Origin of the sequence: Actinoplanes auranticolor, from assembly GCF_018332655.1 — a bacterium.
Classification (GTDB): Bacteria; Actinomycetota; Actinomycetes; order Mycobacteriales; family Micromonosporaceae; genus Actinoplanes; species Actinoplanes auranticolor.
Genome location: NZ_BOQL01000075.1, coordinates 1 through 25,929 on the forward strand (window position 1 = coordinate 1; position 25,929 = coordinate 25,929).

Annotated in this window: 27 protein-coding genes and 1 pseudogene; 23 read left to right on the top strand and 5 right to left on the bottom strand. The window is 72.5% G+C overall.

What is annotated here, in order from left to right:
* The 10 genes and pseudogenes from Aau02nite_RS40335 to Aau02nite_RS47970 form a co-directional block, all read left to right on the top strand.
* Positions 1-414: hypothetical protein (locus tag Aau02nite_RS40335; protein WP_212993944.1), on the top strand; the 414-nt coding region annotated here is incomplete at its 5' end.
* Positions 415-889: 475 nt separating this feature from the next.
* Complete coding sequence (locus Aau02nite_RS40340) at positions 890-1,186, top strand: DUF167 domain-containing protein (RefSeq protein ID WP_246595815.1); 297 nt, start codon at positions 890-892, stop codon at positions 1,184-1,186.
* Positions 1,183-2,694 carry a potassium/proton antiporter gene (locus tag Aau02nite_RS40345; protein WP_212993946.1) on the top strand — a complete coding sequence of 504 codons (1,512 nt, stop codon included), beginning with the start codon at positions 1,183-1,185 and terminating at the stop codon, positions 2,692-2,694. Before Aau02nite_RS40340 ends, Aau02nite_RS40345 begins: the two co-directional genes overlap by 4 nt.
* Before the next feature lie 527 nt (positions 2,695-3,221).
* Entirely contained in the window at positions 3,222-3,644 is a 423-nt protein-coding gene (locus Aau02nite_RS40350) for a TraR/DksA family transcriptional regulator (RefSeq protein WP_212993947.1), read from the top strand.
* The gene (gene lspA, locus Aau02nite_RS40355) at positions 3,617-4,228 is read left to right on the top strand and encodes a signal peptidase II (RefSeq protein ID WP_212993967.1); all 612 of its coding nucleotides are present in this window, start codon (positions 3,617-3,619) and stop codon (positions 4,226-4,228) included. The genes Aau02nite_RS40350 and lspA overlap by 28 nt, the downstream gene beginning before the upstream one ends.
* Positions 4,225-5,151, top strand: a complete 927-nt coding sequence (locus tag Aau02nite_RS40360; protein WP_212993948.1) for an RluA family pseudouridine synthase — start codon at positions 4,225-4,227, stop codon at positions 5,149-5,151. Before lspA ends, Aau02nite_RS40360 begins: the two co-directional genes overlap by 4 nt.
* A gap of 27 nt (positions 5,152-5,178) precedes the next feature.
* Entirely contained in the window at positions 5,179-6,210 is a 1,032-nt protein-coding gene (locus Aau02nite_RS40365; RefSeq protein ID WP_212993949.1) for a hypothetical protein, read from the top strand.
* Between the two features lie 211 nt (positions 6,211-6,421).
* A complete protein-coding gene (locus Aau02nite_RS40370) occupies positions 6,422-8,014 on the top strand; it encodes a MinD/ParA family ATP-binding protein (protein ID WP_212993950.1) in 1,593 nt (530 codons plus the stop codon).
* Between the two features lie 83 nt (positions 8,015-8,097).
* The gene (gene dnaE, locus Aau02nite_RS40375) at positions 8,098-11,634 is read left to right on the top strand and encodes a DNA polymerase III subunit alpha (protein WP_212993951.1); all 3,537 of its coding nucleotides are present in this window, start codon (positions 8,098-8,100) and stop codon (positions 11,632-11,634) included.
* A 588-nt stretch (positions 11,635-12,222) separates the two neighbouring features.
* A pseudogene (locus tag Aau02nite_RS47970) lies at positions 12,223-12,501 on the top strand (hypothetical protein); the annotation flags it as partial.
* Between the two features lie 41 nt (positions 12,502-12,542).
* Here Aau02nite_RS47970 and Aau02nite_RS40390 read toward each other — a convergent pair.
* On the bottom strand, positions 12,543-13,253 hold the full coding sequence (locus Aau02nite_RS40390; RefSeq protein ID WP_212993952.1) for an LON peptidase substrate-binding domain-containing protein: 711 nt from the start codon (positions 13,251-13,253) through the stop codon (positions 12,543-12,545).
* A 147-nt stretch (positions 13,254-13,400) separates the two neighbouring features.
* Here Aau02nite_RS40390 and hisD point away from each other — a divergent pair, with 147 nt between their 5' ends.
* The 8 genes from hisD to Aau02nite_RS40430 all read left to right on the top strand — a co-directional run bounded on the left by hisD (position 13,401) and on the right by Aau02nite_RS40430 (position 18,756).
* Positions 13,401-14,711 carry a histidinol dehydrogenase gene (hisD, locus tag Aau02nite_RS40395; RefSeq protein WP_212993953.1) on the top strand — a complete coding sequence of 437 codons (1,311 nt, stop codon included), beginning with the start codon at positions 13,401-13,403 and terminating at the stop codon, positions 14,709-14,711.
* Positions 14,708-15,772, top strand: a complete 1,065-nt coding sequence (locus Aau02nite_RS40400; protein ID WP_212993954.1) for a histidinol-phosphate transaminase — start codon at positions 14,708-14,710, stop codon at positions 15,770-15,772. Before hisD ends, Aau02nite_RS40400 begins: the two co-directional genes overlap by 4 nt.
* A gap of 73 nt (positions 15,773-15,845) precedes the next feature.
* Complete coding sequence (hisB, locus tag Aau02nite_RS40405; protein WP_212993955.1) at positions 15,846-16,457, top strand: imidazoleglycerol-phosphate dehydratase HisB; 612 nt, start codon at positions 15,846-15,848, stop codon at positions 16,455-16,457.
* Positions 16,454-16,624, top strand: a complete 171-nt coding sequence (locus Aau02nite_RS40410) for a CG2302 family histidine operon protein (RefSeq protein ID WP_212993969.1) — start codon at positions 16,454-16,456, stop codon at positions 16,622-16,624. Before hisB ends, Aau02nite_RS40410 begins: the two co-directional genes overlap by 4 nt.
* The gene (hisH, locus tag Aau02nite_RS40415) at positions 16,624-17,262 is read left to right on the top strand and encodes an imidazole glycerol phosphate synthase subunit HisH (RefSeq protein WP_212993956.1); all 639 of its coding nucleotides are present in this window, start codon (positions 16,624-16,626) and stop codon (positions 17,260-17,262) included. Before Aau02nite_RS40410 ends, hisH begins: the two co-directional genes overlap by 1 nt.
* Positions 17,259-17,585, top strand: coding sequence for a hypothetical protein (locus Aau02nite_RS40420; RefSeq protein ID WP_212993957.1), 327 nt, complete (start codon positions 17,259-17,261; stop codon positions 17,583-17,585). The genes hisH and Aau02nite_RS40420 overlap by 4 nt, the downstream gene beginning before the upstream one ends.
* Positions 17,586-17,617: 32 nt before the next feature.
* Entirely contained in the window at positions 17,618-18,343 is a 726-nt protein-coding gene (gene priA / locus Aau02nite_RS40425) for a bifunctional 1-(5-phosphoribosyl)-5-((5-phosphoribosylamino)methylideneamino)imidazole-4-carboxamide isomerase/phosphoribosylanthranilate isomerase PriA (RefSeq protein WP_212993958.1), read from the top strand.
* The gene (locus Aau02nite_RS40430) at positions 18,340-18,756 is read left to right on the top strand and encodes a Rid family hydrolase (protein WP_212993959.1); all 417 of its coding nucleotides are present in this window, start codon (positions 18,340-18,342) and stop codon (positions 18,754-18,756) included. The genes priA and Aau02nite_RS40430 overlap by 4 nt, the downstream gene beginning before the upstream one ends.
* A gap of 3 nt (positions 18,757-18,759) precedes the next feature.
* On the opposite strand, the gene Aau02nite_RS40435 is transcribed toward Aau02nite_RS40430, so the two are convergent.
* A complete protein-coding gene (locus tag Aau02nite_RS40435; protein ID WP_212993960.1) occupies positions 18,760-19,203 on the bottom strand; it encodes a nitroreductase family deazaflavin-dependent oxidoreductase in 444 nt (147 codons plus the stop codon).
* A gap of 52 nt (positions 19,204-19,255) precedes the next feature.
* Here Aau02nite_RS40435 and Aau02nite_RS40440 point away from each other — a divergent pair, with 52 nt between their 5' ends.
* Positions 19,256-19,726 carry a MarR family transcriptional regulator gene (locus Aau02nite_RS40440; protein ID WP_212993961.1) on the top strand — a complete coding sequence of 157 codons (471 nt, stop codon included), beginning with the start codon at positions 19,256-19,258 and terminating at the stop codon, positions 19,724-19,726.
* A 62-nt stretch (positions 19,727-19,788) separates the two neighbouring features.
* Positions 19,789-20,565, top strand: a complete 777-nt coding sequence (gene hisF / locus Aau02nite_RS40445) for an imidazole glycerol phosphate synthase subunit HisF (protein ID WP_212993962.1) — start codon at positions 19,789-19,791, stop codon at positions 20,563-20,565.
* A 325-nt stretch (positions 20,566-20,890) separates the two neighbouring features.
* Here the strand turns inward: hisF and Aau02nite_RS40450 are convergent, their stop codons facing one another.
* Positions 20,891-21,319: a hypothetical protein gene (locus Aau02nite_RS40450; protein ID WP_212993963.1), complete on the bottom strand. Its 429-nt coding sequence runs from the start codon at positions 21,317-21,319 to the stop codon at positions 20,891-20,893.
* A gap of 462 nt (positions 21,320-21,781) precedes the next feature.
* Positions 21,782-22,531 (bottom strand): membrane protein YczE, encoded by a 750-nt coding sequence (gene yczE / locus Aau02nite_RS40455; protein ID WP_246595814.1) that lies wholly within the window; start codon positions 22,529-22,531, stop codon positions 21,782-21,784.
* Positions 22,532-22,590: 59 nt separating this feature from the next.
* On the opposite strand from yczE, the gene yczR reads away from it, so the two are divergent.
* A complete protein-coding gene (yczR, locus tag Aau02nite_RS40460; protein WP_212993964.1) occupies positions 22,591-24,045 on the top strand; it encodes a MocR-like transcription factor YczR in 1,455 nt (484 codons plus the stop codon).
* 48 nt (positions 24,046-24,093) lie between these two features.
* Here the strand turns inward: yczR and Aau02nite_RS40465 are convergent, their stop codons facing one another.
* Positions 24,094-24,942 (bottom strand): sigma-70 family RNA polymerase sigma factor, encoded by an 849-nt coding sequence (locus tag Aau02nite_RS40465; protein ID WP_212993968.1) that lies wholly within the window; start codon positions 24,940-24,942, stop codon positions 24,094-24,096.
* A 92-nt stretch (positions 24,943-25,034) separates the two neighbouring features.
* Between Aau02nite_RS40465 and Aau02nite_RS40470 the strand changes: the two genes are divergently transcribed.
* Together Aau02nite_RS40470 and Aau02nite_RS40475 are read left to right on the top strand one after the other, a co-directional pair.
* Positions 25,035-25,370 (top strand): VOC family protein, encoded by a 336-nt coding sequence (locus Aau02nite_RS40470; protein ID WP_212993965.1) that lies wholly within the window; start codon positions 25,035-25,037, stop codon positions 25,368-25,370.
* Positions 25,367-25,825 carry a pyridoxamine 5'-phosphate oxidase family protein gene (locus tag Aau02nite_RS40475; RefSeq protein ID WP_212993966.1) on the top strand — a complete coding sequence of 153 codons (459 nt, stop codon included), beginning with the start codon at positions 25,367-25,369 and terminating at the stop codon, positions 25,823-25,825. Before Aau02nite_RS40470 ends, Aau02nite_RS40475 begins: the two co-directional genes overlap by 4 nt.
* Positions 25,826-25,929 lie beyond the last annotated feature (104 nt).

The window sequence follows — 25,929 nt, forward strand, 5'->3', positions numbered from 1 at the left end:
GACGATGCCGGCTTCGGCGGTGCCCGTGACGATGCCGGCTTCGGCGGTGCCCGTGACGATGCCGGCTTCGGCGGTGCCGATGGCCGCCTCGGCGGTGGTCGGCTCGACGACGCTCGTGCCGACGACCGGGCCTCGGCCGCTGCGGGCGAGTTCGACGAGCCGGACCCGGACGACCCGGACGACGAACCCCTGCCCCAGGCCGTCCGCCCGGCCGACGCGGTCCGCGTGGCGCGGCTGGACGCGGAGGTTCTGGTGGTCGACGGCCGGCCCCGCTACCACCTGGCGGACTGCACGCACCTGATGGGGCGGGCGACGGAAGGACTGCCGGTCGCGGAGGCGGTTGAGCTCGGGTTCAGCCCGTGCGGCCTGTGCCGCCCGGTCGACCGCCTGGTCGCCGCAGCCGCCCAACGCTGACCGTCGCCGGTTCATCCCGCAGGTCAGATTCGTCCCTGCCGGTCAGGTTCGTCCCCTGCGGGTTCCGGTTCGTGGAGTGGGCCCGATTCGCGCAGGTCGTCTAGCTCGTCGTCTGCGCAAATGACTCCGTGCTCTCGCCGGACCGGACTCCCGCCGCGCTTCCGCCGCCTCCAGGACCGCCCGGACGCGCCTGGTTCCGAGATCTGGGCAGTCAGTGGCGGCTCTAGGCGGGCGCAACGCCCTGTCTGAGGTGGTGGATGAGCTGGTGGCGGCGCGGTCGTCGATGGCGGGCAGGGCAGGCCGGGGCGGGGCGGCCGGGCGGGGCGCCGGCGGGACGTCGGATTTGGTGGGGTGTGGTTGATCGGCACAATGGGGCATGGCCAAGCGGCGCGTTCCCTCACCCGATCCGGCCACCATCCGATCCGGCGACACCGGAGGCTGGACTGCTCAGCTCGGCGGTTCGCGGGGTGATGACCTGCGGCGCAGCGGTGACGGGCGGTCCGTGGCGGTGCGGGTGCGGCCCGGTGCCGGGCGTACCCGGGTCGGTGGGCGCTACGAGGGACCGCACGGGCCCGCGCTGATCGTCGCCGTCGGGGCGCCCGCAGTCGACGGGAAGGCCACCGAGGCGGTTCGGCAGGCGCTGGCCGGTGCGCTCGGGGTCAGGGCCCGGGACGTGACGCTCAAGGTCGGTGCCACCAGCCGGGACAAGGTCTTCGCCGTCGCCGGGGACGTCGGGGAGCGGGTCGCCGCCCTGCGTGACGGCAGCGCATGACCGGCGGGCTCGACCTTGCGCTGCTCATCGGCGCTGCCGTGCTGCTCGTCGCCGTCGGGGCCGTGCGGCTGTCCACCCGGCTCGGGCTGCCCAGTCTGCTCGTCTACCTGCTGATCGGTGTGGTCATCGGGGAGGCCGGGTTCGGCATCCGCTTCGATGATGCCGAGCTCACCCGTACCCTCGGCTTCTGCGCCCTGATCATGATCATCGCCGAGGGCGGGCTGACCGCCCGCTGGAGCACCCTGCGCCCGGTTCTGGGGCTTTCCGCCACCCTGGCCACCCTCGGGGTGGCCGTGAGTATCGCCGTGGTGGGCGTCGTCGTGCACTTCGTGCTCGACGTGGACTGGCGCCTGGCGCTGCTCTACGGCGCGGTGCTCTCGTCCACCGACGCCGCCGCGGTCTTCGCCACCCTGCGGGTGCTGCGGCTGCCACCCCGGCTGGTCGCCACGCTCGAGGCCGAGTCCGGCATGAACGACGCCCCGGTGGTCCTGCTGGTCGTGCTGCTCTCGGCCACCGCGGGCGTGACCCACCCCTGGTGGTACGAGTTCCTGCTGGTCACCTACGAGCTGGCCGCCGGGGCCGCGATCGGGCTCGCCGTCGGGGCGACCGGGCGCTGGCTGCTGCGCAACGCCGCTCTGCCGTCGGCGGGGCTCTATCCGATCGCGGCGGTCGCGCTCACCTTCCTGGCGTACGCGGCCGGCGGCGTCGCCCACGCCTCCGGTTTCCTGGCCGTCTACGCGGCCGGGGTGGTGCTGGGCAACGCCCGGCTGCCGCACCGCCAGGCCATTCTCGGGTTCGCCGACGCGCTGGCCTGGGTCGCCCAGATCGGGCTGTTCGTGCTGCTCGGGCTGCTCGCCTCTCCGGCCCGGCTGGGTGCGGCGCTGGTGCCGGCGCTGGTCGTCGGGTTCGCCCTCGTGCTGCTGGCCCGGCCGCTGTCGGTCTGGATCTCGGCGCTGGCCAGCCGCAGCTACCGCGAGCTGGGCTGGTCCGGCCGGACCTTCCTGTCCTGGGCCGGGCTGCGCGGGGCGGTGCCGATCGTGCTGGCCACTATCCCGCTGTCGCTGGCGACGCCCGGGGCCCGGACCCTGTTCGACGTGGTCTTCGTGCTGGTGATCATCTTCACCCTGGTGCAGGCCGGCACGCTGGCGCCGGTCGCCCGGCTGCTGCGGATCACCGCCCCGACCGAGGCCATCGAGATCCAGGTGGAGACCGCGCCGCTGGAGCGGATGCACGCCGACCTGCTGCAACTCGACGTGGCGCCCGGATCGCGGCTGGCCGGGGTGCACATCGACGAGCTGCGGCTGCCGGTCGGTGCGGTGGTCACGCTGGTGGTGCGCGAGGGGGCGGGCTTCGTGCCGGGGCCGGACACGCGGCTGCGGACCGGCGACGGCCTGCTGATCGTGACCACGGCCGCGGCCCGGGACCTGGCTGAGCGCCGGCTGCGGGCGGTCAGCCGGCGGGGGCGGCTGGCCCGATGGCTCGGTGAGGACGGCCGGGACCGTTCCTGAGCGCGCGCTCCGGCCGGTCGGCATACGCCCGCGGTGGCGGGCCCGGATGGGACGAAGGGGGTTGTGGCCGGTTTCGGATGGTGTCGGCGTTTGGTCTTGTCTGGCGATTCGGCTGCGTCGATTCGGGTGCCGCCGGCGGCGGGTCAGGGAAGGCGGCGGCCGGTCGACCGCGGTGGGATCGCAACCAGCGGGCGATCAGGACAGATGGCGGCCGGTCGGCCCGGGGTGGAGGCGGGGAAGGGGCGGCCGTCGGGTATCTGACGGAGGTCGTTCGGGGGATTCGTCCCGGTTAACCGGTCGCCGGGCCGGTGCGCCGTGTTGTCGCTGGTCTTCACGTTCCGTATCCTTGCCACCCTCCGGAGTGCGCGGCGATCGTTGGCCGCGCCGTTTGTGCACCTGGGGGACGGTGCACGGGTCGCGTGGGGGCGCGGCCGGGGCACCGACACGGGACGGGTGGCCGACCACGTCCCGATGACCGCTGGATGACCGCCGATTCGCCGCGTGCAGCGCGGCTCAGGGGAGCGACGATGGCCAAGGCAACCGAGACCAGGTCCGCGTCGACCGCGAAGGCCGCGCCCGCCAAGGCGCGCAGCGCGGCGGAGACCGAGAAGATCCGCGTCGCGCTCGTGGAGCGCCGCGACGAGCTGCAGGCCGAGTACGACCAGACGCTCAGCGAGATCACCGAGCTGCAGCGGGACCGGCTCACCGACTCCGCCGGCGACGACGAGGGTGACCGGGGCACCAAGACCGGAGAGCGTGAGCAGGAGATCACTCTGGCGAACAATCTCCTCGACCGGATCACACAGGTGGAACGCGCCATCGACCGCCTCGGGACGGGCAACTACGGTTGGTGCGAGCGGTGCGGCAACGCCATCCCCGTCGAACGGCTGGCGGCGTTCCCGGTCGCGACCCTCTGTGTGTCCTGCAAGCAGTTGGAGGAACGACGCTGAACGCCGACGAGGCTGCGGCCGGCACCACGGCGACCGCGTCCGGCCCCGGGGTCCCTTCCGGGTTCGCACGCCGCGCCGTGACGGTGCTCGCCGTCACCGCCCTGCTCGCCGTCGTGCTCGACCAGGTGGTCAAGGAGCTCTCCACCAAGGGCCTGACCGAGGGCGAGCCGGTCCGCATCCTGGGCGGGCTGGTCCATCTCTCGCTGCTGCGCAACAGCGGTGCCGCGTTCAGCCTCGGCAGCGGTTACACCTGGGTGTTCCCGCTGGTCACCATCGTGGTGATCGGCTGGATCACCTTCATGGCCCGCAAGCTGCGCTCGGTGCCGTGGGCGCTCGCCCTCGGGCTGGTGCTCGGCGGCGCGCTGGGCAACCTCGGGGACCGGCTGTTCCGGGCGCCCGGGCCGTTCCAGGGTCACGTCGTCGACATGATCAGTCTGTTCGGGCCGTACGGCGAGTACTTCGCGGTCTTCAACATCGCCGACAGCTGCCTGTCCGTCGGCGTCGTCCTGGCCGTGCTGCTGGAGCTCACCGGGCGCCAGCGCGACGGCAGCAGGGCCACCTCCAGGAAAGCCGAGACTGCATGACCTCCCGTTCCCTGCCCGTACCGGACGGTCTGGACGGCATGCGTCTCGACCAGGCCGTGTCGCGCATCTTCGGCCTGTCCCGCACCGCGGCCGCGACCCTGGTCGAGTCCGGCGACGCGCTGGTCGACGGCATTCCGCGGCCGAAGTCCGACAAGGTCGCCGCGGGCTCGTGGCTCGAGGTCACCCTGCCGCCGCCGGTGACCGCGCCGACGCTGGAAGCCACCCCGGTGCACGGCATGAAGATCGTCTACAGCGACGACGACATCGTCGTGGTCGACAAGCCGGTCGGCGTGGCCGCCCACCCGAGCCCGGGCTGGACCGGCCCGACGGTCATCGGCGGGCTCGCCGCGATGGGCCAGAACGTGGCGACCAGCGGCGCCGCCGAGCGCCAGGGCGTCGTGCACCGGCTCGACGTCGGCACCACCGGGCTGATGGTGGTGGCCAAGAGCGAGCTGGCCTACAGCGCGCTCAAGCGGGCGTTCAAGGAGCGCGAGGTCGACAAGCGCTACCACGCGGTCGTGCAGGGCCACCTGGACCCGCTGCGCGGCACGATCGACGCGCCGATCGACCGGCACCCCACCGCCGACTACCGGTACGCGGTGATGAACGGCGGCAAGCCCAGCGTCACCCACTACGACACGCTCGAGGCGTTCCGCTCGGCCAGCCTGATCGACGTCAAGCTGGAGACCGGCCGGACCCACCAGATCCGGGTGCACTTCTCCGCGATGCGGCACCCGTGCGTCGGCGACATCACGTACGGTGCCGACCCGACCCTGTCCGCTCGGCTCAAGCTGGGCCGGCAGTGGCTGCACGCCCGCGAGCTCGGCTTTGTCCACCCCCGTACGCAGGACGAGGTTCGTTTCGTCAGCGACTACCCTGACGACCTGGGGTACGCGCTGGACGTGCTCCGCGACGCGAGCTGACGACCGCTGTCTGAGGGGGCGACCTCGATGAGGACCGGGGACAGGATGCTGCCGCCGCTGACCCGCGGCCTGTCCCGCATCGGCACGGCCCCGTCCCGGCTACGGATCCTCAGCGGGCTGGCCGTGGCGTCGGCGACCGCGCTGCTCCTGGCGGTGGTCTGGGTGGCCGACCACGGTCCCGAGGCGGTGAACCCGACCGGTGATGTGGTGCGGGTCGGGGTGGTCGAGGGCCAGTCCGTCTCCGGCTATCTGCGCTCCAGCCGCGGTGAGCTGGCCGCGCTGCTGCCCTCCTCCGGCTCGCCGGTGGCCGGGGAGACCTGGGCACTGGTCAGCCTGCGGACCTATCTTCCGCCGGACAAGCTGCAGGCCGCGCTGGCCGGTGTCCCGGTGGCCGAGGTCTACGCCCGGGCGCCCCTGCCGGGGGTACGCACCCCGGTGGTCAAGATTCCCGTCTACCGGATGCCGCAGGACGTGGTCACCGGGATGCTCAACGCCGCCCTCGCCCGCGACCAGGAGCAGGCCGACTATCGCAAGCTCGGCGACGAGCTGGAGGGCGACGGCGTCAACGAGATCCGGCTGCGCTGGGCGTACGACAACGCCGCGCAGGCCGCCGCCGCCGAGGCCGCCGCCTACCGCGCGCACTGCGCCTGCGTCTTCGCCGCCGTGGTGCGGGCCGCGCCCGCCGTGCTGGAGGAGCTCGCCGGCCGCGCCGAGGTGCGGGTGGTCGATCCGGCCCCCGAGGTGCGCAGCCTGGACCGTACGGAATTCCGGCCGGTCCGGCCGGAGCAGACCACGACGGTTCCCGACGATCCGGAGTCGGGTGCGCCCACTGTGCCTTCGCGATCGCGCAGTGTTGCCCCCGCCCGCCCCGCGCCACTACCCTCATCGACCGGGGCTGCTGTGACATCAGCCTCACCCGACGGCCCCGCAGCGGGGTCCGGTCCGTCTGCCCCGGCAGTTCAGGAGAGCACTGCCATCGCCTCCGCGTCACCCGGGGGACCGGGTCCCGGCCAGCCGTCGACGGCCTCAGGAGCATCTCGCGACGCTCCTGGGCGTTGACATCCTGAACGTCCGAGTCCTGTCGTGCGTACGGGTAGGTGCACGTGCACGTGGTTTCTGCCACTGGGTGATCAAGACAGCCGGGCATTTGCGGGCTTCGGGTGTGGCCTGAATAGGGTTGGCGTCCGTAGCCTGTCGGGGGCAGGCCCGTTTTCTGGGCATCGGACAGGCATCGGACAGGCACATCGAGTAGTCGCTGGGAGGACGAGCCGTGGATGGGACCGAGACCGGCTGGGGCCGGCCTGCGGAACCAGCCCCGCGTTGGCGGGCGCTGCTCGACCGTGCCCGGCACGGGTCGCGGACGGCCGACGAGGCCGAGAGCGACCGTGAGGATGCGGAGGCCGAGGCCCGCCGTCCGGCGGGCGGTCAACCGCTGCCCGGACGTCCCGGCCGGCCCTTCAACCCGCTCGATCCCCGGCAGAGCGATCCCCGGCAGAGCGACCCGGCCCGCGGCGCCTTCGACCAGCGGCCGCCGGAGCGCCGCCCGGTCAACCCGCTGGACCCGCGCCGTCCCGGCCGGGCCGGCCTGGGCGAGCGGCTGGGCCAGTCCGAGCCGCTGGCCCCGCCGCCGGACCCGCGGCCGATGGATCCCCGGTCCCTGGATCAGCGCCCCCTCGACCCCCGGCTGGGTGAGCCGCGTCCCGAGCACCGGCCGCTGAATCCGCTGGCCGAGTCCCGCCGCCAGTCGCGGATCGGTGAGGGCTTCCAGTCCCGCTCCGCTCCGCAGGAGCCGCACAGCTTCTTCAATCCGGCCACCCGGTCCGTACCCTCGTCGATCGGCCGGGTCACGCCGGAGCTGGCACCCCCGCCGCCGAGCCGGGGTGCCGCCTCGGTCGGTTCCGCGTCGGTCATGCCACCGCCGGTGGCCCCCGCGCCCCCCGTGCCGGCTCCGCAGCCGCCCACCCTGCAGCCGCCGCCCACGCTGCCCGCGACCACCGCGCCCATGCCGACCTCGCCGGCCCCGGCGCGGATCGAGTGGCGCCAGGCCCGGCCCGAGCAGGAGGACCGCGCGGTCTCGGTGCTGCGCCGCAAGCTCGGCAAGCCGCGCGTGCTGGCCTTCGCCAATCCCAAGGGCGGCGTGCACAAGACCACCGCGACCGTGCTCGCCGCGGCCACCATCGGCAGCGTGCGGGGCCGCGGTGTGCTCGCCTGGGACGACAACGAGCTGCGCGGCACGCTGGGCCTGCGGGCCGGCAGCGCCCGGCACGCCCGTACGATCCGGCACCTGGTCAGCGAGCTGCTCGAGATCGAGAACATGCACGGCGAGCAGATGATGTCGCACCTGGACGACTTCCTGCGGCACGCCTCCGACGGCTCGTACGACGTGCTGGCCGGCGAGGAGAATCCGCGTTTCGCCCAGCGGCTCGACCAGAGCACCGTGCGCCGGGTGATGGATCTGCTGCGCCGCACCCACGACGTGATCTGCGTGGACACCGGCAACAACGTCGAGAGCGTCAACTGGCAGACCGTGATGCGCAGCGCCGACCAGCTGGTCATCACCACCGTGCCGCGCGAGGACGCCGCGTTCACCGCCGACTGGATGCTGGACGTGCTCAACGAGACCGGCATGGAGGATCTGGTCGCCAACGCGGTGACGTTGATCTCCTGTCCGTCGCCCGGCAAGCTGCCGCTGCTCGACGATCTGGCCAAGCACTTCGCCACCCGGACCCGGGCCGTCGCGGTGGTCCCGTACGACCCGGCGCTCGAGGTCGGGTCATCGATCGAGTACAGCGTGTTGCAGCCGGAGACCCGGCAGGCGTGGATGCGCGCCGCGGCTGTGATGATCGAGCCATTCGCCGAATAGATCGGGTGTCAGCGGTGCCCCGCGGGGCGGGTCCGGACTAGGCTCTGGCGAGTCCGGAAACGCCGCGGCAAAGGGGGCCCTGGGTGTCTGACTCGTTCGTGCATCTCCACGTGCACACCGAGTATTCGATGCTCGACGGCGCCGCCCGGGTGAAGGATCTGCTCGCCGAGGCCAACCGTCTGGGCATGCCGGCCGCGGCGATCACCGACCACGGCAACATGCACGGGGCGTACGACTTCTACAAGCAGGCGACGGCCGCCGGGGTCACCCCCGTGATCGGCGTCGAGGCGTACGTGGCGCCCGAGTCGCGGCTGACCAAGAGCCGGATCAAGTGGGGCCGCCCCGAGCAGAAGAGCGACGACGTCGCCGGCAACGGCGCCTACACCCATATGACCCTGTGGGCCCGCAACGCGGTCGGCCTGAAGAACCTCTTCCGGCTCAACTCGCGGGCCTCCATCGAGGGCCAGCTCGGCAAGTATCCGCGGATGGACTTCGACATCATCGCCGAGCACGCCGAGGGCATCATGGGCACCACCGGCTGCCCGTCCGGCGCCGTGCAGACCCGGCTGCGGCTGGGCCAGTTCGACGAGGCGCTCAAGTCCGCGGCGAAGTACCAGGAAGCGCTCGGCCGGGAGAACTACTTCCTCGAGATCATGGACCACGGCCTGTCGATCGAGAAGCGGGTCCGCGACGGCCTGCTGGAGATCGGCCGCAAGCTCAACATCCCGCCGCTGGTCACCAACGACTCGCACTACACGCACGAGGCCCAGGCCGAGGCGCACGACGTGCTGCTGTGCGTGCAGACCGGCAGCAACGTCGCCGACCCCAACCGGTTCCGCTTCGACGGCGCCGGCTACTTCGTCAAGTCGGCCGACCAGATGCGCGCGGTCGACTCGTCCGACGCCTGGCTGGAGGGCTGCCGCAACACCCTGCTGGTGGCCGAGCGGGTGGACACCGACGGCATGTTCTCGTTCAAGAACCTGATGCCCCGCTTCCCGGTCCCGGACGGGCACACCGAGGAGTCCTGGTTCCGGCACGAGGCGTTCGAGGGCCTCAAGCGCCGCTTCCCGGGCGGCATCCCGGAGACGCACCTCAAGCAGGCGGAGTACGAGCTCGGGATCATCATCCAGATGGGTTTCCCGTCGTACTTCCTGGTGGTCGCCGACTTCATCCAGTGGTCCAAGCGCAACGGCATCGCGGTCGGCCCGGGCCGTGGCTCGGCCGCCGGCTCGCTGATCGCGTACGCGATGGGCATCACCGACCTGGACCCGCTGCCGCACGGGCTGATCTTCGAGCGCTTCCTCAACCCGGAGCGCGTGTCCATGCCCGATGTCGACATCGACTTCGACGAGCGCCGGCGCGGCGAGGTCATCCGGTACGTGACCGAGCGCTGGGGCGAGGACAAGGTCGCCCAGATCGCCACCTTCGGCACGATCAAGGCCAAGGCTGCGATCAAGGACTCGGCCCGGGTGCTGGGTTACCCGTACGCGGTGGGCGACCGGATCACCAAGGCCATGCCGCCGGCCGTGATGGGCAAGGACATCCCGCTGTCCGGCATCTTCGACAAGGACCACAAGCGCTACAGCGAGGCCGGCGAGCTCCGCGCGCTGTACGACACCGATCCGGACGTCAAGAAGGTCATCGACACCGCCCGGGGCATCGAGGGCCTGATCCGGCAGACCGGCGTGCACGCGGCCGGCGTGATCATGAGCGCCGAGCCGATCATCGACCACATCCCGCTGATGCGGCGCCCGGCCGACGGCGCGATCATCACGCAGTTCGACTACCCGACCTGCGAGACGCTGGGCCTGCTCAAGATGGACTTCCTGGGCCTGCGCAACCTGACGATCATCGACGACGCGGTCAAGAACATCGAGCTCAACCACGGCAAGAAGATCGACCTGCTGGCGCTGCCGCTGGACGACAAGCCGACGTACGACCTGCTGGCCCGCGGCGACACGCTCGGGGTGTTCCAGCTCGACGGCGGCCCGATGCGCTCGCTGCTGCGGCTGATGAAGCCGGACAACTTCGAGGACATCTCCGCGGTCCTGGCGCTCTACCGGCCCGGCCCGATGGGCGCCGACTCGCACACCAACTACGCGCTGCGCAAGAACAAGCTGCAGGAGATCACGCCGATCCATCCCGAGCTGGAGGAGCCGCTCGAGGAGATCCTCGGCCCGACGTACGGCCTGATCGTCTACCAGGAGCAGGTGCAGCGCGCCGCGCAGAAGCTCGCCGGCTACTCCCTGGGCCAGGCCGACCTGCTGCGCCGGGCCATGGGTAAGAAGAAGCGCGAGGTCCTCGACAAGGAGTACGTCTCCTTCCGCGACGGCATGAAGCAGCGCAACTACTCCGACGCCGCGATCAAGGCGCTCTGGGACGTGCTGGTCCCGTTCGCCGACTACGCCTTCAACAAGGCCCACACCGCCGGGTACGGCCTGGTCTCCTACTGGACCGGCTACCTCAAGGCCAACTACCCGGCCGAGTACATGGCCGGCCTGCTCACCAGCGTCGGTGACGACAAGGACAAGATGGCGATGTACCTGGCCGACTGCCGGCGCATGGGCATCCAGGTGCTGCCGCCGGACGTCAACCAGTCCGCCGGCCCGTTCACCCCGGTCGGCAAGAACATCCGCTTCGGCCTGGCCGCGGTCCGCAACGTCGGCACCAACGTCGTCGAGGCCATCGTGCGCTGCCGCAAGTCCAAGGGCGACTACGGCGACTTCTACGAGTTCCTGTCCAAGGTGGACGCCGTCGCCTGCAACAAGAAGACCGTGGAATCGCTGATCAAGGCGGGGGCCTTCGACTCGATGGGGCACACCCGCAAGGGCCTGCTGGCCGTGCACGCCGAGGCCATCGACGCGTACGCGGACGTGAAGAAGAACGAGGCGGCCGGCCAGTTCGACCTGTTCGCCTCGTTCGGTGAGGACTCCGGCGCGGGCAGCGCGGCGACTGTCGCGATGCCCACGATCGGCGACAGCGAGTGGGACAAGCGCGACAAGCTGGCCTTCGAGCGCGAGATGCTCGGCCTGTACGTCTCCGACCACCCCCTCGCCGGCCTGGAGCAACTGCTGCACAACTCGGCCGACACGACCATCGCCGCGCTCAACGAGGAGGGTTCGGTCCCGGACGGGCAGGTCGTCACGCTCGCCGGCATCCTCACCGGCGTGCAGCGGCGGATCACCAAGCAGGGCCGGGCCTGGGCGTCGGCCACGCTGGAGGATCTGGCCGGCGGCGTCGAGGCGCTGTTCTTCCCGAACACGTACGAGGTGATCGGCCAGTACATCGCCGAGGACGCGATCGTCATCGTCAAGGGCCGGGTGGACCGCCGCGACGACACCCCGCGGATCATGGCGATGGACATGTCGATGCCGGACGTGACCCACAACCCGGACAGCAAGCCGATCACCCTGACCATGCCGATCACCCGGTGCACCCCGCCGCTGGTCGACGAGCTCAAGGAGATCCTGGTCAGCCACCCGGGCGACGCCGAGGTGCACGTCCACCTGCAGAACGGCAGCCGCACCACGATCTTCCGCCTGGGCGCGGTGCGGGTGGCCCCGACGCCCGCGCTGCGGGCCGATCTGAAGATGATCCTCGGTCCGTCGGCGGTCCTCTGATGCCCGGTGCGCCGACGCTCGGCACCGCGCGCACAGGCGGACCTGGCAGGATCGGGGAGTGAACCCCAGTCAGGAGCCGGGCCCGCAGCGCTACGAGCAGGGCCCCGCTTACGAGCCGGACCGGGCCTACGAGCCGGGTCAGGCTTACGAGCCGGGTCAGCCTCACGAGCCGGGTCAGCCTCACGAGCACGGCCGGCCGTACGATCCGTCGCCGGCGTACCCGTTCGGCGGGCCGGTCGACGCGGTGGGCTGGATGCCACCGCCGCGACCGCGGCGGCGGCCGTTACGCCGTACGGTGCTGGTCGCGGTGTCGGTCACCGCCGCGATGGGCGTCGCCGGCGCCCCGCTCGGCCTGCTCTGGTCCTGGCTCGCGCCGACCATCCCGGTGATCAACGCCGGGCAGAACGGCATCGTGGTCAACGATCCGTCGCCGGAGGAGTACATCGCGGCGGACGCGTGGTTCACCCTGATCGGCTTCACCTTCGGGCTGCTCGCCGCCGTGCTGATCTGGCTGGTCCGGCGCCGCGACCGGGGCCCCGGTCTGTTGCTCGGGGTGACCCTGGGCGGCCTGGCCAGCACGCTGGTGATGTGGCAGGTCGGCCGGCTCGTCGGGCTCGCCGCCTGGAACGACTGGCAGGACAGCTCCACCGCGGGGCAGACCTACGGGCGGCCGCCGGATCTGCACGCGTACGGCGCGCTGCTGGTCGCGGCCTTCGCCGCGGTGATCGTGACCACGCTGCTGGCCGGCTGGTCCAACGATCCGGACCTGGATCTCCCCGGGGCCAAGCCGGGTTACGGCCACGACCTGCCGGGCGGGCTCAATTCCGACGGGCCCGGCTCGGACGGGCCCGGCTCCGGCGGGCCCGGCTCCGGCGGGCCCGGCTCCGGCGGGCCCGGTTCGGGTGGCTTCAGTTCGGGCTCACCGGCCGGGCCAGATCCGACAGCGGCACCGGCACCGCCCGCACCTTGGCCAGCAGACCCGCCTCGCGGTTGAGCAGCCGCAGCTCGGTGCGCAGCCGGGTGGCGGTGTCGGGCGCGCCCAGCAGCTCCTGGCGCTCCTCGGTGGTGAGCTGCGCGGTCGCCGCCACCAGGTGGGAGAGCACGGTGGGGTCCTCGGGGACCTGGTCGAGCACCTCGGAATCGGGCCGCAGCAGGTCCAGGTAGGTGCGGAAGGCGGTCAGCACCCGCGGGGCCAGCAGCGCCGACACCGGGTCGCCGCTCTCCTCGTCGGGCAGCCACTCCACCTCGGCGGTCAGGTACGGATGGGTGTCGGCCGCGATCGCGACCACCCGGAACCGCCGGCGGCCCACGGTGACGATGTCGAAGCGCCCGTCGGGCAGCTCGGTGACCTGACGCAGCTCCGCCGTGCAGCCGACGCCGTAGAGCTGCTCGGGGGTGATCGCCGCCTCGTCGGCCGGGCGCTCGGCGTCGCCCTCCGCGCTGGCGACCTCCCAGCCGTACCGCAGGGTCACGACACCGAACTCGTGCGGTTCGTCGTCCGTGGCCGCGACGAGGTCGCGCACGAGCGTGCGGTACCGCTCCTCGAAGATGTGCAAGGGCAGCACCAGGCCGGGAAAGAGCACCGTGCCCAGCGGGAAGACCGGGATAATCGCGCCCACGGTGCGAGCGTATCGGCCCGGTAGCTGTCCGCGCGCGCCCCGTCCCGGTGATCTTCATTTCCGTCGGTGCAAATGTGGCAAAGGCCTCCTTCCCAGTGCCTGGAATGCCGCCCGGGGGCCGGCCGCGGGGCCGCCTAGACTTGACCCGTGCTGAATCGGATCGACCTGCGCGGCTCCCGTCGGGACCCCCGCGGTCTGCTGCCCCGTGCCCAGCTCGACGTGTCCGCTGCCGTCGAGAAGATCCGCCCCGTCGTGACGGCGGTCCGCGAGCATGGGTTCTCGGCGATCCGGGAGGCCACCGAGAGGTTCGACGGCGTCGTGCTCGAGCGGCTGCGGGTGCCGGTGGCCGCGATCGCCGCCGCCGCCGAGGAGCTCGACCCCGACGTCCGGGCCGCCCTGCTGGTGGTCATCGAGCGCGCCCGCAAGGTGCACGGCGACCAGCGGCGCACCGACGTCACCACCCAGGTGGTGCCCGGCGGCAGCGTCACGGAGCGGCACGTCCCGGTGTCCCGCGTGGGTCTCTACGTCCCGGGCGGCCTGGCCGTCTATCCGTCCACCGTGGTGATGAACGTGGTGCCCGCCCAGGTCGCCGGCGTGGAGTCGCTGGTGGTGGCCAGCCCGCCGCAGGCGGAGAACGGCGGTCTGCCCGACGCCCGGGTGCTCGCCGCGTGCGCGCTGCTCGGCGTCGAGGAGGTCTACGCCGTCGGCGGCTCCCAGGCGATCGCGATGCTCGGCTACGGCTCGGACGGCGCCGACGAGACGGACCGCTGCGAGCCGGTCGACGTGATCACGGGGCCGGGCAACATCTGGGTCACCGCGGCCAAGCGGCTGCTGCAGGGCACGGTCGGCATCGACGCCGAGGCCGGCCCGACCGAGATCGCGATCCTGGCCGACGACACGGCCTCGCCCGCGCACGTCGCGGCCGACCTGATCAGCCAGGCCGAGCACGACCCGGTGGCCGCCAGCGTGCTGGTCACCGACTCGCCGGAGCTGGCCGAGGCGGTCGAGGCGCAACTGGCCGTGCAGGTGCCGGCCACCAAGCACGAGGCCCGGGTCCGCGAGGCGCTCGGCGGCCGCCAGTCCGGCATCGTGCTGGTCGACGACCTCGAGCAGGGCCTGCGGGTGGTGGACGCGTACGCGGCCGAGCACCTGGAGATCCAGACCCGCGACGCCCGCGCGTGGGCGATGCGGGTGCGCAACGCCGGTGCCATCTTCGTCGGCGCCTACTCGCCGGTCTCGCTCGGTGACTACGCCGCCGGTTCCAACCACGTGCTGCCGACCGCCGGCTGCGCGCGGCACTCCTCCGGCCTGTCGGTCCAGTCGTTCCTGCGCGGCATCCACGTCGTCGAGTACGACGAGGCGGCGCTGCGTGACGTCGCCCCGCACGTGGTGGCCCTGGCCAACGCCGAGGACCTGCCCGCCCACGGGCAGGCCGTGACCGCGAGGTTCCCTTCGTGACCACGATCGACGACCTGCCGATCCGGGACGACCTGCGCGGGAAGACGCCGTACGGGGCACCGCAGCTCGACGTCGCCGTGCGGCTCAACACCAACGAGAACTCGTACCCGGTGCCCGACGCCGTGGTGGAGGCGATCGGCAAGGCCGTGCAGGCCGAGCTGCGCGACCTCAACCGCTACCCGGACCGGGACGCGGTCGCGCTGCGGGCCGACCTCGCCGACTATCTCGGGCACGGGCTGACCACGGCGCACCTGTGGGCGGCCAACGGCTCCAACGAGGTCCAGCAGCAGCTGCTGCAGGCGTTCGCCGGTCCGGGCCGCACCGCGCTGGGCTTCGGCCCGTCGTACTCGATGCACCCGCTGCTGGCCGCCGGCACCGGCACCCGCTGGATCGGCGCGCTGCGCGACCCCGACTTCGGGCTCACCCCGGAGTCGGCGGTGGAGCAGATCGACCGGCACGCGCCGGACCTGGTGTTCCTCTGCTCACCCAACAACCCGACCGGCACGGCCCTGGACCCGGCGGTGGTCGAGGCGGTGCTGGCCGCGGCGCCGGGCATGGTCATCGTCGACGAGGCGTACGCGGAGTTCGCCCGTCCCGGCACGCCCAGCGCGCTCGCGTCGCTGCCCGGGCACCCGCGTCTGGTCGTCACCCGCACGATGAGCAAGGCGTTCGGCTTCGCCGGGGGGCGGCTCGGCTATCTGGCCGCCGACCCGGCCGTGGTCGACGCCGTCCAGCTCGTCCGCCTGCCGTACCACCTGTCGTCGCTGACCCAGGCCGCCGCCCGGGCCGCGCTGGCCCACCGGGCCGCCCTGCTCGTCACCGTGGACGCGATCAAGCAGCAGCGCGACCGGATCGTCGCCACCCTTCGGGCACGGGGGATCCGGGTCGCCGACAGCGACGCGAACTTCGTGCTCTTCGAGGTCGGCGGTGACCAGCATGAGGCGTGGCAGCGCCTGCTGGACCGCGGCGTGCTGGTCCGCGACGTCGGCCTGGCCGGCTGGCTGCGGGTCACCGCGGGCACAGAATCCGAGACCGACGCCTTCCTGGGAGCCTTGTCGTGACCGAGCGCAGCGAGGGCACCAGCCAACTCAGCGTCCTGAGGCACGGCATCGACGAACGAAGTGAGGAGATGCTGTGACTCGAACCGCGCGCATCGAGCGTGTCACCAACGAGACCAAGGTGCTCGTCGAGATCGACCTCGACGGCACCGGCAAGGGCGACCTGGCCACCGGCGTGGGGTTCTACGACCACATGCTCAACCAGCTGGCCAAGCACGGCGGCTTCGACCTCACCGTGCGCACCGAGGGTGACCTCGAGATCGACGCGCACCACACCATGGAGGACACGGCCATCGCGCTCGGCGACGCCTTCGCGCGGGCGCTCGGCGACAAGGCCGGCATCCGGCGGTACGGCTCCGCGACCATCCCGATGGACGAGGTGCTGGTCCGCGCGGCCGTCGACCTGTCCGGCCGGCCGTACGTGGTGCACGAGGAGCCGGAGCTGGCGCCGTACATCGGGCCGGTCTATCCGACCAGCATGACCCGGCACATCTTCGAGTCGTTCGGCCACGCCGCCAAGGTGACGCTGCACGTCAGCGTGCTGCGCGCGGCCCGTGACGGTGGCAAGGCGGACGCCCACCACGTGGTGGAGACGCAGTTCAAGGCGTTCTCGCGGGCGCTGCGCGAGGCCGTCGAGATCGACCCGCGCAACGCCGGCGCGCTGCCGTCGACGAAGGGCGTGCTGTGAGCAGCATCCTCCCGATCCTGCTGCTCGGGCTGGGCGGCATGCTCGTCGGCGGGGTGATCTCGCTGTCCCGGCAGGGCGCCACCAAGTTCAGCATCGGCCTGGTCGCCGTGCTGGCGGTGCTGGCGCTGGCCGGTGGCGTCCTCTGGCTGATCCCGGGAGACAGCTGATGAGCAACGTGGTGATCCTGGACTACGGCTCCGGGAATCTGCGGTCCGCCGAGCGGGCGGTCGCGCGTACCGGTGCCGACGTGACGGTCACCGACGACCTGGCCGCCGCGGCCGCCGCCGACGGCCTGGTCGTGCCGGGCGTGGGCGCGTACGCGGCGTGCATGGCCGGCATCGAGAAGCTCGGCGCGGGCCCGGTCATCGCCGAGCGGGTCGCCGCCGGGAAGCCGGTGCTGGGCATCTGCGTCGGCATGCAGATCCTGTTCGAGTCCGGCGTCGAGCACGGCGTCGAGACCCGCGGCCTGGGGCTGCTGCCGGGCGCGGTGACCCGGCTGGCTGCCCGGCGCATCCCGCACATGGGCTGGAACACGGTGTCGGTGCCGGACGGGTCGGTGCTGCTCGACGGGCTGTCGGCGCAGACCCGGTTCTACTTCGTGCACTCGTATGCGGCGTCCGACCTCGGTGCGCTGGAGGCTGCCGGGGCCCGGGTCACGACGGCCGCGCATGACCAGCCGTTCGCCGCCGTGGTGGAGCACGGCCCGCTGTCCGCGGCCCAGTTCCACCCGGAGAAGTCCTCCGACGCCGGGTACGCGCTGCTGAGCAACTGGGTGTCGGTTCTGCCCTCCGCCGCCGTACGGTGAGCAAGGAACGCGCCAGACGGCGGACCGAGCGGCTCGCCGTGCTGGAGAAGGAGAAGGCCGCCCGGGCCCGCCGGTCCACCCGGCGGCAACGCCGCCGCGCCCTGGTGCGCTCGCTCAAGCTCAAGCTCAAGCGCCGCCCCCGCTCCGGCACGCTGTACAAACGCAGTCGCGCCCAGCGCACCGGCATCGCGATCATCCCGTTGATCGTGGCGCTGGCCGTGTGGTTCCTGGTGCCGGACCTCGCGCTGCGCCTGGTGCTCATCGCCATGCTCGTCCTGGTGCTGCCGGCCCTGGTGGTCGTGGTGCTCGGCCGCCGTTTCTGACCGTTCCCGCTGTCCTTGATCGGAGTTCCGCTGTGACCCTCACCCTGCTGCCCGCTGTCGACGTCGCCGACGGTCAGGCGGTCCGCCTCGTCCAGGGAGCCGCGGGCTCGGAGACGAGCTACGGCGACCCGCTTGAGGCGGCGCTCGCCTGGCAGAACGACGGCGCGGAGTGGGTGCACCTGGTCGACCTCGACGCCGCGTTCGGCCGGGGCTCGAACGCCGCGCAGCTGGCCGACGTGGTCAGCCGGCTCGACGTGAAGGTGGAGCTCTCCGGCGGCATCCGCGACGACGCGTCGCTGCGCGCGGCCCTGGCCACCGGCGCGGCCCGGGTCAACATCGGCACGGCGGCGCTGGAGGACCCGGAGTGGTGCGACCGGATCTGCGCCGAGTACGGCGACCGGGTGGCGATCGGCCTGGACGTGCGCGGCCGTACCCTCGCGGCCCGGGGCTGGACCCGCGAGGGCGGTGACCTCTTCGAGATCCTGGAACGCCTCGACAAGGCGGGCGCGGCCCGGTACGTGGTCACGGACATCACCAAGGACGGCACCATGCGCGGCCCGAACCTGGACCTGCTGCGCGAGGTGTGCGCCCGCACCGACAAGCCGGTGATCGCCAGCGGCGGCGTGTCCACCCTGGACGACCTGCGCGCCCTGGCGACGCTGGAGCCGATCGGGGTCGAGGGCGTGATCGCCGGCAAGGCGCTCTACGCGGGCGCTTTCACGGTCCGCGAGGCGATCGAGGCCCTGGCCTCGGCATGATCACGCGTTTCGGCTCGGGCGGTCCCTGGGAGGAGCGCTACGGCTACTCCCGCGTGGTGCGCGCCGGCAACCTGCTGGTCACCGCCGGGTGCACCGCCACGGTGGACGGGGTCGTGACGGGGGTCGGCGACCCGCGGGCGCAGGCGCTGACGGCGTTCGGGATCGCGCTGGACGCGCTGGCCCGGGCCGGTGCGGGGATCGAGACCGTGATCCGCACCCGGATGTACGTGACCGACGCGGCGTACTCGGACGCGGTGGCGGGGGCGCACGGGTCGCTGTTCGCGGCGGTACGGCCGGTGGCGACGCTGGTCGTGGTGGCCGGGCTGCTCGATCCCCAGCACCTGGTGGAGGTCGAGGTCGAGGCGTACTTGAGCCGGCCCGCGGCGGAGAACCCGGCCGAACTCGTCACCTGAGCGTCATTCGATGCGGAAGACCGCCACCTGGTCGGCGATGGCCTCGAACTGGTCGGGATCGGCCTTGTCGACCAGCCCGAGCCGGACGTAGAAGGTCACCCCGGACGGCACCTCGCGGGGGAACGCCCGCAGCACCGCACGGGCCTCCGCCGCGTCGGTCACCTCGGTCAGCGTCACCGGCGTGCGGCGGCGTCCCGCAGCCATTTCCCCGCGGCCGGCGGCCCGGATGTTGCGGGCCCAGTCGCTCTGCGGCAGCGCCGAGACCACGTAGCGCCGGCCGTCGACGGTCAGCGGGGAGACGGGTGTGGGACGTGGCTCACCGCTGCGCCGCCCGGGCACGATGAGCACCTCGACCGTACCCAGCGGCAGGCCGAGCCGGGACATCAGCCGGACGACCCGGTTGGCGAACGGGAGCCAGGACGGCAGGCTGCCGGTGGACCGGACCATGATTATCCCTTCGATCATCGAAGCTTTCCGGTTCGACGGTAGACTCCTTCGAGTGTCGAAGCAACTGAGCGCGGACCTGCGCGACGAGGCGGTCCGGGCCGCGGCGGCCTTCGGGAACGCGGCCGACGTGGTCGACGAGGCGGCCGCCGCCACCTTGGGAGTCAACCGCACCGACCTGCGCATCCTGGGCCTGATCCACACCGCCGGGGCCATGTCCGCGACGGCGCTGGCCGGGGCGGCCAAGCTGAGCCCGGCGGCCACGACCACCGCGATCCACCGGCTCGGCGCAGCGGGCTATCTCACCCGCACCGTGGACGACAGCGATCGGCGGCGGGCGGTGGTCGCCCTGACCCCGGACGCCGAGAAGCTGCTCGACCGCGTCTACGGCCCGGTCGAGCGGGCCGGGCACCGCATCCTGGCCGCGTACTCCCCGGACGAGCTCGCCCTGATCACCGGCTTCCTGCGCCGCGGCATCGACATGCAGCTGGCCGAGGCCGACCGGATCCGCACGATGACCACCTGAGGCCGGGTCCGGCCTGTGGATACTCGCGCACCCGCCGGCCGGGCTCTCGATAAGGTTGCGGCATGACGGTGGCGGTGCGGGTGATTCCCTGTCTCGACGTGGACGCGGGACGGGTGGTCAAGGGAGTCAACTTCGTCGACCTGCGCGACGCGGGCGACCCGGTCGAGCTGGCCGCGGCGTACGACGCGGCCGGGGCCGACGAGCTGACCTTCCTGGACGTGACAGCCTCGTCCGACGACCGCGGCACCATGCTCGACGTGGTCCGGCGCACGGCCGAGTCGGTCTTCATCCCGCTGACCGTCGGCGGCGGCGTCCGCTCGGTCGACAACGTCGACACCCTGCTGCGTGCCGGCGCGGACAAGGTCGGTGTGAACACGGCGGCGATCCACCGCCCGGAGCTGATCGCGGAGATCGCGGACCGCTTCGGCAACCAGGTCCTGGTGCTGTCGCTCGACGTGCGCCGGCTGCCGTCCGGGCCGACCTCCGAGCACCCCAGCGGCTGGGAGGTGACGACCCACGGTGGTCGCAGGAGCGCCGGGCTGGACGCGGTGGAGTGGGCGCGCCGGGCGGCCGAGCTGGGCGCGGGCGAGATCCTGCTCAACTCGATGGACGCGGACGGCACCAAGGCCGGCTTCGACCTGGACCTGATCGCGGCGGTCCGCGCGGTGGTCGACATCCCGGTGATCGCGAGCGGCGGGGCTGGGGCGGTGGGGCACTTTCCGCCGGCGGTCGCGGCGGGGGCTGACGCGGTGCTGGCGGCGAGTGTTTTCCACTTCGGAGAGTTGACGATCGGCGAGGTGAAGGAGAGCTTGCGCGCGGCCGGCAACCCGGTCCGCTGAGCGACGGGCTCCAGTGCGGGCCTGCGGTCTGACTCAGCCTTGCGGCTCGGCGGTCCGGTTCGGCGGGCGCCGATCTGGTGGTCTGGTTGGGCGGGCGCCGATCTGGTGGTCCGGTTGGGCGGGCGTGGATCTGGCGGTCCGGGTCGGCGGCGCGATTCCGCGATGCGGCGGCCTGGTTCGCGAGCTGCGCGAAGCGCAGGCTGGGATGCGGTTGGCGCAGCACCGGCTCTCAGCGCCGGCTGGCGGCCCATCCGGTAACCGCCCGCCCGGATTCCGGCGGCGCGGCGAGGCCGCGGGGCCCAGCAGTGCGATTCAGCCGATGGGGTCAGCGGCCGTCGGCCAGGCGCAGGGAGTATTCGCGGACGGCCGCGTTGTAGGTGCGTTCGTCGAGCTTCCAGTCGGATTCGCCCGGGGTGGCCCCGCGGTTCAGCTGTGTCTGCAGCGTCACCACCGCCGACGACAGACCGCTGAACGGCCTGGTCCGCCACAGCTGCTCGCCCGCGGGTGCCACCTCGACCAGGTCGTCGTCCACCGTGAGCAGGCCGGCCCCGGCCAGGCGGCGCACGGAATCCTCCAGCTCGGAGCGGCTCGGCACGCTGTGGTGCAGGAAGTCGGCCGCGGCCAGCACGTCAGCCAGGCTCGCGCCGGTCACCGGGAGCGCCGCGTGCAGAGCCCGGTCGCGCTCCAGGCGCTCGGCGATGACCGCGGACACGAAGATCCAAGCGTCGTTCCAATGCCAGTCGCCAGCCCCCATGTCGCCATGATGCCGTGCGCCCGCCGAACCGGAAAGCGATTGTGTCGCGATGATCACCAAGCTGTGTCCGCCCGCCCGGACATATCGCCCGCTTCGCCGACCCGCGCGTGGCGCGACCAAAAGAGCGCCGCCGCAAGGCGTGTCCGGCTGAACATTTCGGACCGCGGCGATCGTGGGAATGGTCGCCGGCCGCGGCATCCGGACTGCCCGGCATGGTCAGCCGAACGGCCGAGCGTGGGCTGTTTCGCGCCGGCGATTGCATCGGCCGCGGTCGATGGCGCAGGTCGCCGTCGGGGGTGAGGCGCCCGATCCGGTCGGCGTGGCGACCCGCCGAGACTGGTGTCGGGCGGGGACCCGGCGGGTTGTCGACACCGAGTACGTGCTGGCCGCGGCGGGGCAAAACCGCCACGGCCGGATGCGAGCCCGGCAGCAGCCGATGGGTCATCCCGCGGCCGACCGGCGTCAGGCCACCGCCGGCGCGACCTGCGGCGAGCCCGCCTGCGGTTCCGCCTCTGTCGCCGCTGCCGGAGCATCAGCGGCCGAAGCGTGGGCGGCCGGAGCGTGGGCGGCCGGAGCATCAGCGGCCGGAGCATCAGCGGCCGGCACGGCGAAGGCCGGCATGAACAGCTGCACCAGCGGACCGATCCCCAGCGCGTACGCCACCGTCCCGAAGCCGATCGTGCCACCCAGCAGCACCCCGATGCCCAGGACCAGCACCTCGATGCTGGTGCGCACCACCCGGATGGACAGCCGCGGCCACCGGTTCACGATCCCGGTCATCAGCCCGTCGCGCGGCCCCGGCCCGAAGCGGGCACCGATGTACATCGCCGTCGCCACCCCGTTCAGGGCGATGCCGACCACCAGGTACGTGATGCGCATCGCCATCGACTCGCCCGGGGTCAGCACCGCCAGGGCGGCGTCGGCCGCGAAGCCGACCACCACCAGGTTGGCGATCGTGCCGAAGCCGGGGCGCTGCCGTAGCGGGATCCACAGGAGCAGAACCGGGATGCCGGTCAGCAGCACCACCCAGCCGAAGCTGATCCCGGTGGCCTTCGACACGCCCTGGTGGAAAACGTCCCACGGGTTCAGTCCGAGGTCGCTCTCCACCATGAAAGCCATGCTTATGCCGTACAGGACCAGGCCCGCGAAGAGCTGGGACACGCGGCGGGGCAGGCGGGCACCGGCGGGAACGAGGTTGCTCAGACGACTCATAAGTGCCACTCTGAAGGCCAATTAGCGGCGATCAAAGAGCCAATTTGCCGGAGGTGGCCATGACGACATCGGTCCGCGGGGGCCAATTGGCGCGGCTGCTCGGTCAGTGGCACTCGTTGCCGGGGCGGCATCGCAGTCCAGACTATGCCGCGCTGGCCGGTGCCATCCGGGGATTGCTCACCGACAGCCGGTTGCCGCTGGGCGTGCGCCTGCCCGCCGAACGCGAGCTGGCCGAGGCGCTGGGCATCAGCCGGACGACCGTCACTGCCGCGTACCGCTCGCTCCGTGAGACCGGCCATCTCACCAGCCGGCGCGGCGCCGGCAGCTGGACCACCCTGCCGAACGGCCATCGTGTCGCCTCCTCCGGCCTGTGGACCCCGGACGACGACATGGACATGATCGACCTCGGCGTGGCCGCGTCGGCCGCGCCCGTCGAGCTCGTGCCGGCCGCCCGCGCGGCCGCCGACGACCTGCCGCGCTTCCTCGGCAGCGCCGGCTACCACCCGACCGGCCTGATGGAGCTGCGCGAGGCCGTCGCGGCCGGCTACACCGCCCGCGGCGTGCCGACCAGCCCGGAGCAGATCCTGATCACCAGCGGTACGCAGCACGCCCTCGACCTGGTGCTGCGCCTGTCCGTCCCGGCCGGTGCCACCGTGCTGGTCGAGTCGCCGACGTACCCGAACGCGCTGGCCGCTCTCTCCGCACGCCGCGCCCGGATCAACACCCACGGCCTCGACGCGGCCGCCGGCTGGGACGGCGAGATGCTGCTCGGTGCGCTGCGCCAGACCCGGCCCCGGCTGACGTACGTGATCCCGGAGTTCCAGAACCCGACCGGCCACCTGATGCCCGCCGACCTGCGCGAACGCCTCGTCGCCGCGGCCCACGCCACCGGCACCGAGCTGGTCGTCGACGAGTCCTTCGTAGACCTGCCGCTGGACGGCACCCCGGTCCCGCCGCCGGTCGCCGTCTTCGACCGGCACTCGCGGGTCGTCTCGATCGGCGGCATGAGCAAGGCCTACTGGGGTGGTCTGCGGATCGGCTGGGTCCGCGCCTCCGCACCGCTCGTGCAACGCCTCGCGGCCCTGCGCGTCGGCGTCGACATGGCCAGCCCGGTCCTCGAGCAGCTCGTCGCGTGCCACCTGCTGCGGGACGCCGAGTCCATCGTCGCCGCCCGCCGTGCGGAGCTCTCATCCCGGCGCGACGCGCTGGTCGCGGCGCTGGGCGAACACCTGCCGGAGTGGCGCTTCACCGTGCCGGCCGGCGGGGTGATGCTCTGGGCCGAGCTGGACGGACCGATCTCCAGCGCCCTGGCCCGGGCCGCCGAGGACGTCGGCGTACGGCTCGCCCCCGGACCTCGCTTCGGCCTGGACGGCACCCTGGAACGCTTCATCCGGCTACCGTTCGCGCTGCCCGCCGACGACCTCCGGGAAGCGGTCCGCCGCATCGCCTCGGTCCGCCACGACCTGGACCGCGCGGCCCGCCCGGCCTGGCGCACACCCGCCGTCATCGCCTGAAACGCCGGCCTGCCGGGAACGCGGGCCTGCCGGGAACGCCGGCCCAGGTCAGCTACCGAGCACCCTCACCTCCATGCCGCCCAGATCCGCCGGGTCGGCGATCTGCTCGATCCCGGTGATCCGCCCGTCGACGATGATGAAGGCGAAAGCCACCCGCGCCGTCCCGCCCGGCGCCCAGACCAGCCCGGCCTCCCCGTCCAGCAGCGCCGGTTCCGCATGCTGCGCCCGGCCCGAGAAGGTCTCGGCCACCGCCGCGGCCCCACGCAGCAACGAGTTCGCCCCGAAACCGACCGCCGCTGCGTCCGCGCGGAGCACGACCTCCGGATCCAGCAGGGCGAGCAGCGCGGCGAAGTCGCCGCTGCGGGAGGCGGCCAGGAAAGCCTCGACCACGGTACGGCTGCGAGCCCGATCCTCCTCCGCGTCGCGGCCCTGCACCTTGCGCCGGGCGCGGCTGGCCAGTTGCCGGGCGGCCGCCGGTGAGCTGCCGGCGATCTCGGCGATCTCCGGGAACGGCACCGCGAACATGTCGTGCAGCACGAAGGCCAGCCGTTCCGCGGGTGTGAGCGTGTCCAGCACGACCAGCAGCGCCGGGCCCATCGCGTCCGCCAGCAACGCCTCGCTCTCCGGGTGGGTCTGCTCGGCCGCCGGTGCTTCCGGGGCTTCCCCGCTGTCCTCGCGCCGGGCGGCCCGGGAACGCAGCATGTCCAGGCACACCCGGGAGACCACAGTGGTGAGCCAGCCGGTCAGGTTGCTGACCTCTGAGGTGTCGCTGCGGCTCAGGCGCAGCCACGCTTCCTGCACCGCGTCGTCGGCCTCGGCGGCGGAGCCGAGCATGCGCTGGGCCACCGCCCGCAGGTGTGGCCGGTCGGTCTCGAAGCGCCGGGCCAGCTCGTCCATCTCGCTCACCTGTCACACCTCCGCGTCGGCATCCGTCATCACCATGACGGGCCGCGGTGGTCCGTTGTGACACTCACGGAAGGACCACGCTCATGACGACGTCAGGCATCGGCACCATTGTCATCCCGGTCAGCGACCTCTCCGCCGCCAAGGCGGTCTACGGCGCCCTGCTCGGCGTGGCCCCGGACGTGGACCAGCCCTACTACGTCGGCTACACCGCGGGCGGCCAGCACATCGGTCTCGACCCGAACGGCCGCACCGGCCCGGTGATGTACTGGCACGTGGCAGATATCAGGACGGCCCTGGAATGCCTGCTGGCGGCCGGGGCCGAGCAGGTGCAGGAGGTCAAGGACGTGGGCGACGGCAAGCTGATCGCGACGGTACGCGACAAGGACGGCACCGTCCTGGGCCTCCTTCAGCCGGCATGACACCTCCGGAACCGCGCCCGCCGGCGACCCGCAGAGCAGACGTCCTGGCCAAGCTGACCGCCCCGGTCGTGGACGCCTGGGTGGCCACCAGCGCCGCGGACGGGCCGTATCTGGTGCCGCTCACCCTCGCCTGGCTGCGGGAGCGGATCGTCCTGGCCACCGATGGCAAGTCCCGCACGGCGATCAATCTCGCAGCGACAGGCACGGCGCGGCTGGCCCTGGGTCCGACCCGGGACGTCGTCATGATCGACGCGGTGCTGGAGGAGACGTTCCCTGTGGCGCAGGCGCCGTCCTGGGTGGCGGACGGCTACGCGGCCAGCACCGACTGGGACCCGCGCACGGCCGGTGGCAGCTGTGCGTACCTGATCCTGCGCCCCGACCGCATCCAGGCGTGGCGCGAGGAGAACGAGCTCCAGGACCGCACCCTGATGCGCGACGGCACCTGGTCGGGCTGATGACCGGAAAGCGCGAGCGCCGCGATCAGAGATCGCGGCGCTCGGTCTTGTCAGCACGGACCTGGCAGGGTGAGGGTGGCCGTTCATGAGCCAATGCCACTCAG

Bases quoted from the DNA above. Each gene is read 5' to 3' on its own strand.
- Aau02nite_RS40450 (WP_212993963.1), bottom strand. From the start codon at position 21,319: ATGGGGGCTGGCGACTGGCATTGGAACGACGCTTGGATCTTCGTGTCC.
- Aau02nite_RS40475 (WP_212993966.1), top strand. From the start codon at position 25,367: ATGACACCTCCGGAACCGCGCCCGCCGGCGACCCGCAGAGCAGACGTC.
- Aau02nite_RS40350 (WP_212993947.1), top strand. From the start codon at position 3,222: ATGGCCAAGGCAACCGAGACCAGGTCCGCGTCGACCGCGAAGGCCGCG.
- Aau02nite_RS40345 (WP_212993946.1), top strand. From the start codon at position 1,183: ATGACCGGCGGGCTCGACCTTGCGCTGCTCATCGGCGCTGCCGTGCTG.
- yczR (WP_212993964.1), top strand. From the start codon at position 22,591: ATGACGACATCGGTCCGCGGGGGCCAATTGGCGCGGCTGCTCGGTCAG.
- yczE (WP_246595814.1), bottom strand. From the start codon at position 22,531: ATGAGTCGTCTGAGCAACCTCGTTCCCGCCGGTGCCCGCCTGCCCCGC.
- Aau02nite_RS40365 (WP_212993949.1), top strand. From the start codon at position 5,179: ATGAGGACCGGGGACAGGATGCTGCCGCCGCTGACCCGCGGCCTGTCC.
- Aau02nite_RS40435 (WP_212993960.1), bottom strand. From the start codon at position 19,203: ATGGTCCGGTCCACCGGCAGCCTGCCGTCCTGGCTCCCGTTCGCCAAC.
- hisH (WP_212993956.1), top strand. From the start codon at position 16,624: ATGAGCAACGTGGTGATCCTGGACTACGGCTCCGGGAATCTGCGGTCC.
- Aau02nite_RS40430 (WP_212993959.1), top strand. From the start codon at position 18,340: ATGATCACGCGTTTCGGCTCGGGCGGTCCCTGGGAGGAGCGCTACGGC.
- Aau02nite_RS40465 (WP_212993968.1), bottom strand. From the start codon at position 24,942: ATGGACGAGCTGGCCCGGCGCTTCGAGACCGACCGGCCACACCTGCGG.
- Aau02nite_RS40360 (WP_212993948.1), top strand. From the start codon at position 4,225: ATGACCTCCCGTTCCCTGCCCGTACCGGACGGTCTGGACGGCATGCGT.
- hisF (WP_212993962.1), top strand. From the start codon at position 19,789: ATGACGGTGGCGGTGCGGGTGATTCCCTGTCTCGACGTGGACGCGGGA.
- Aau02nite_RS40470 (WP_212993965.1), top strand. From the start codon at position 25,035: ATGACGACGTCAGGCATCGGCACCATTGTCATCCCGGTCAGCGACCTC.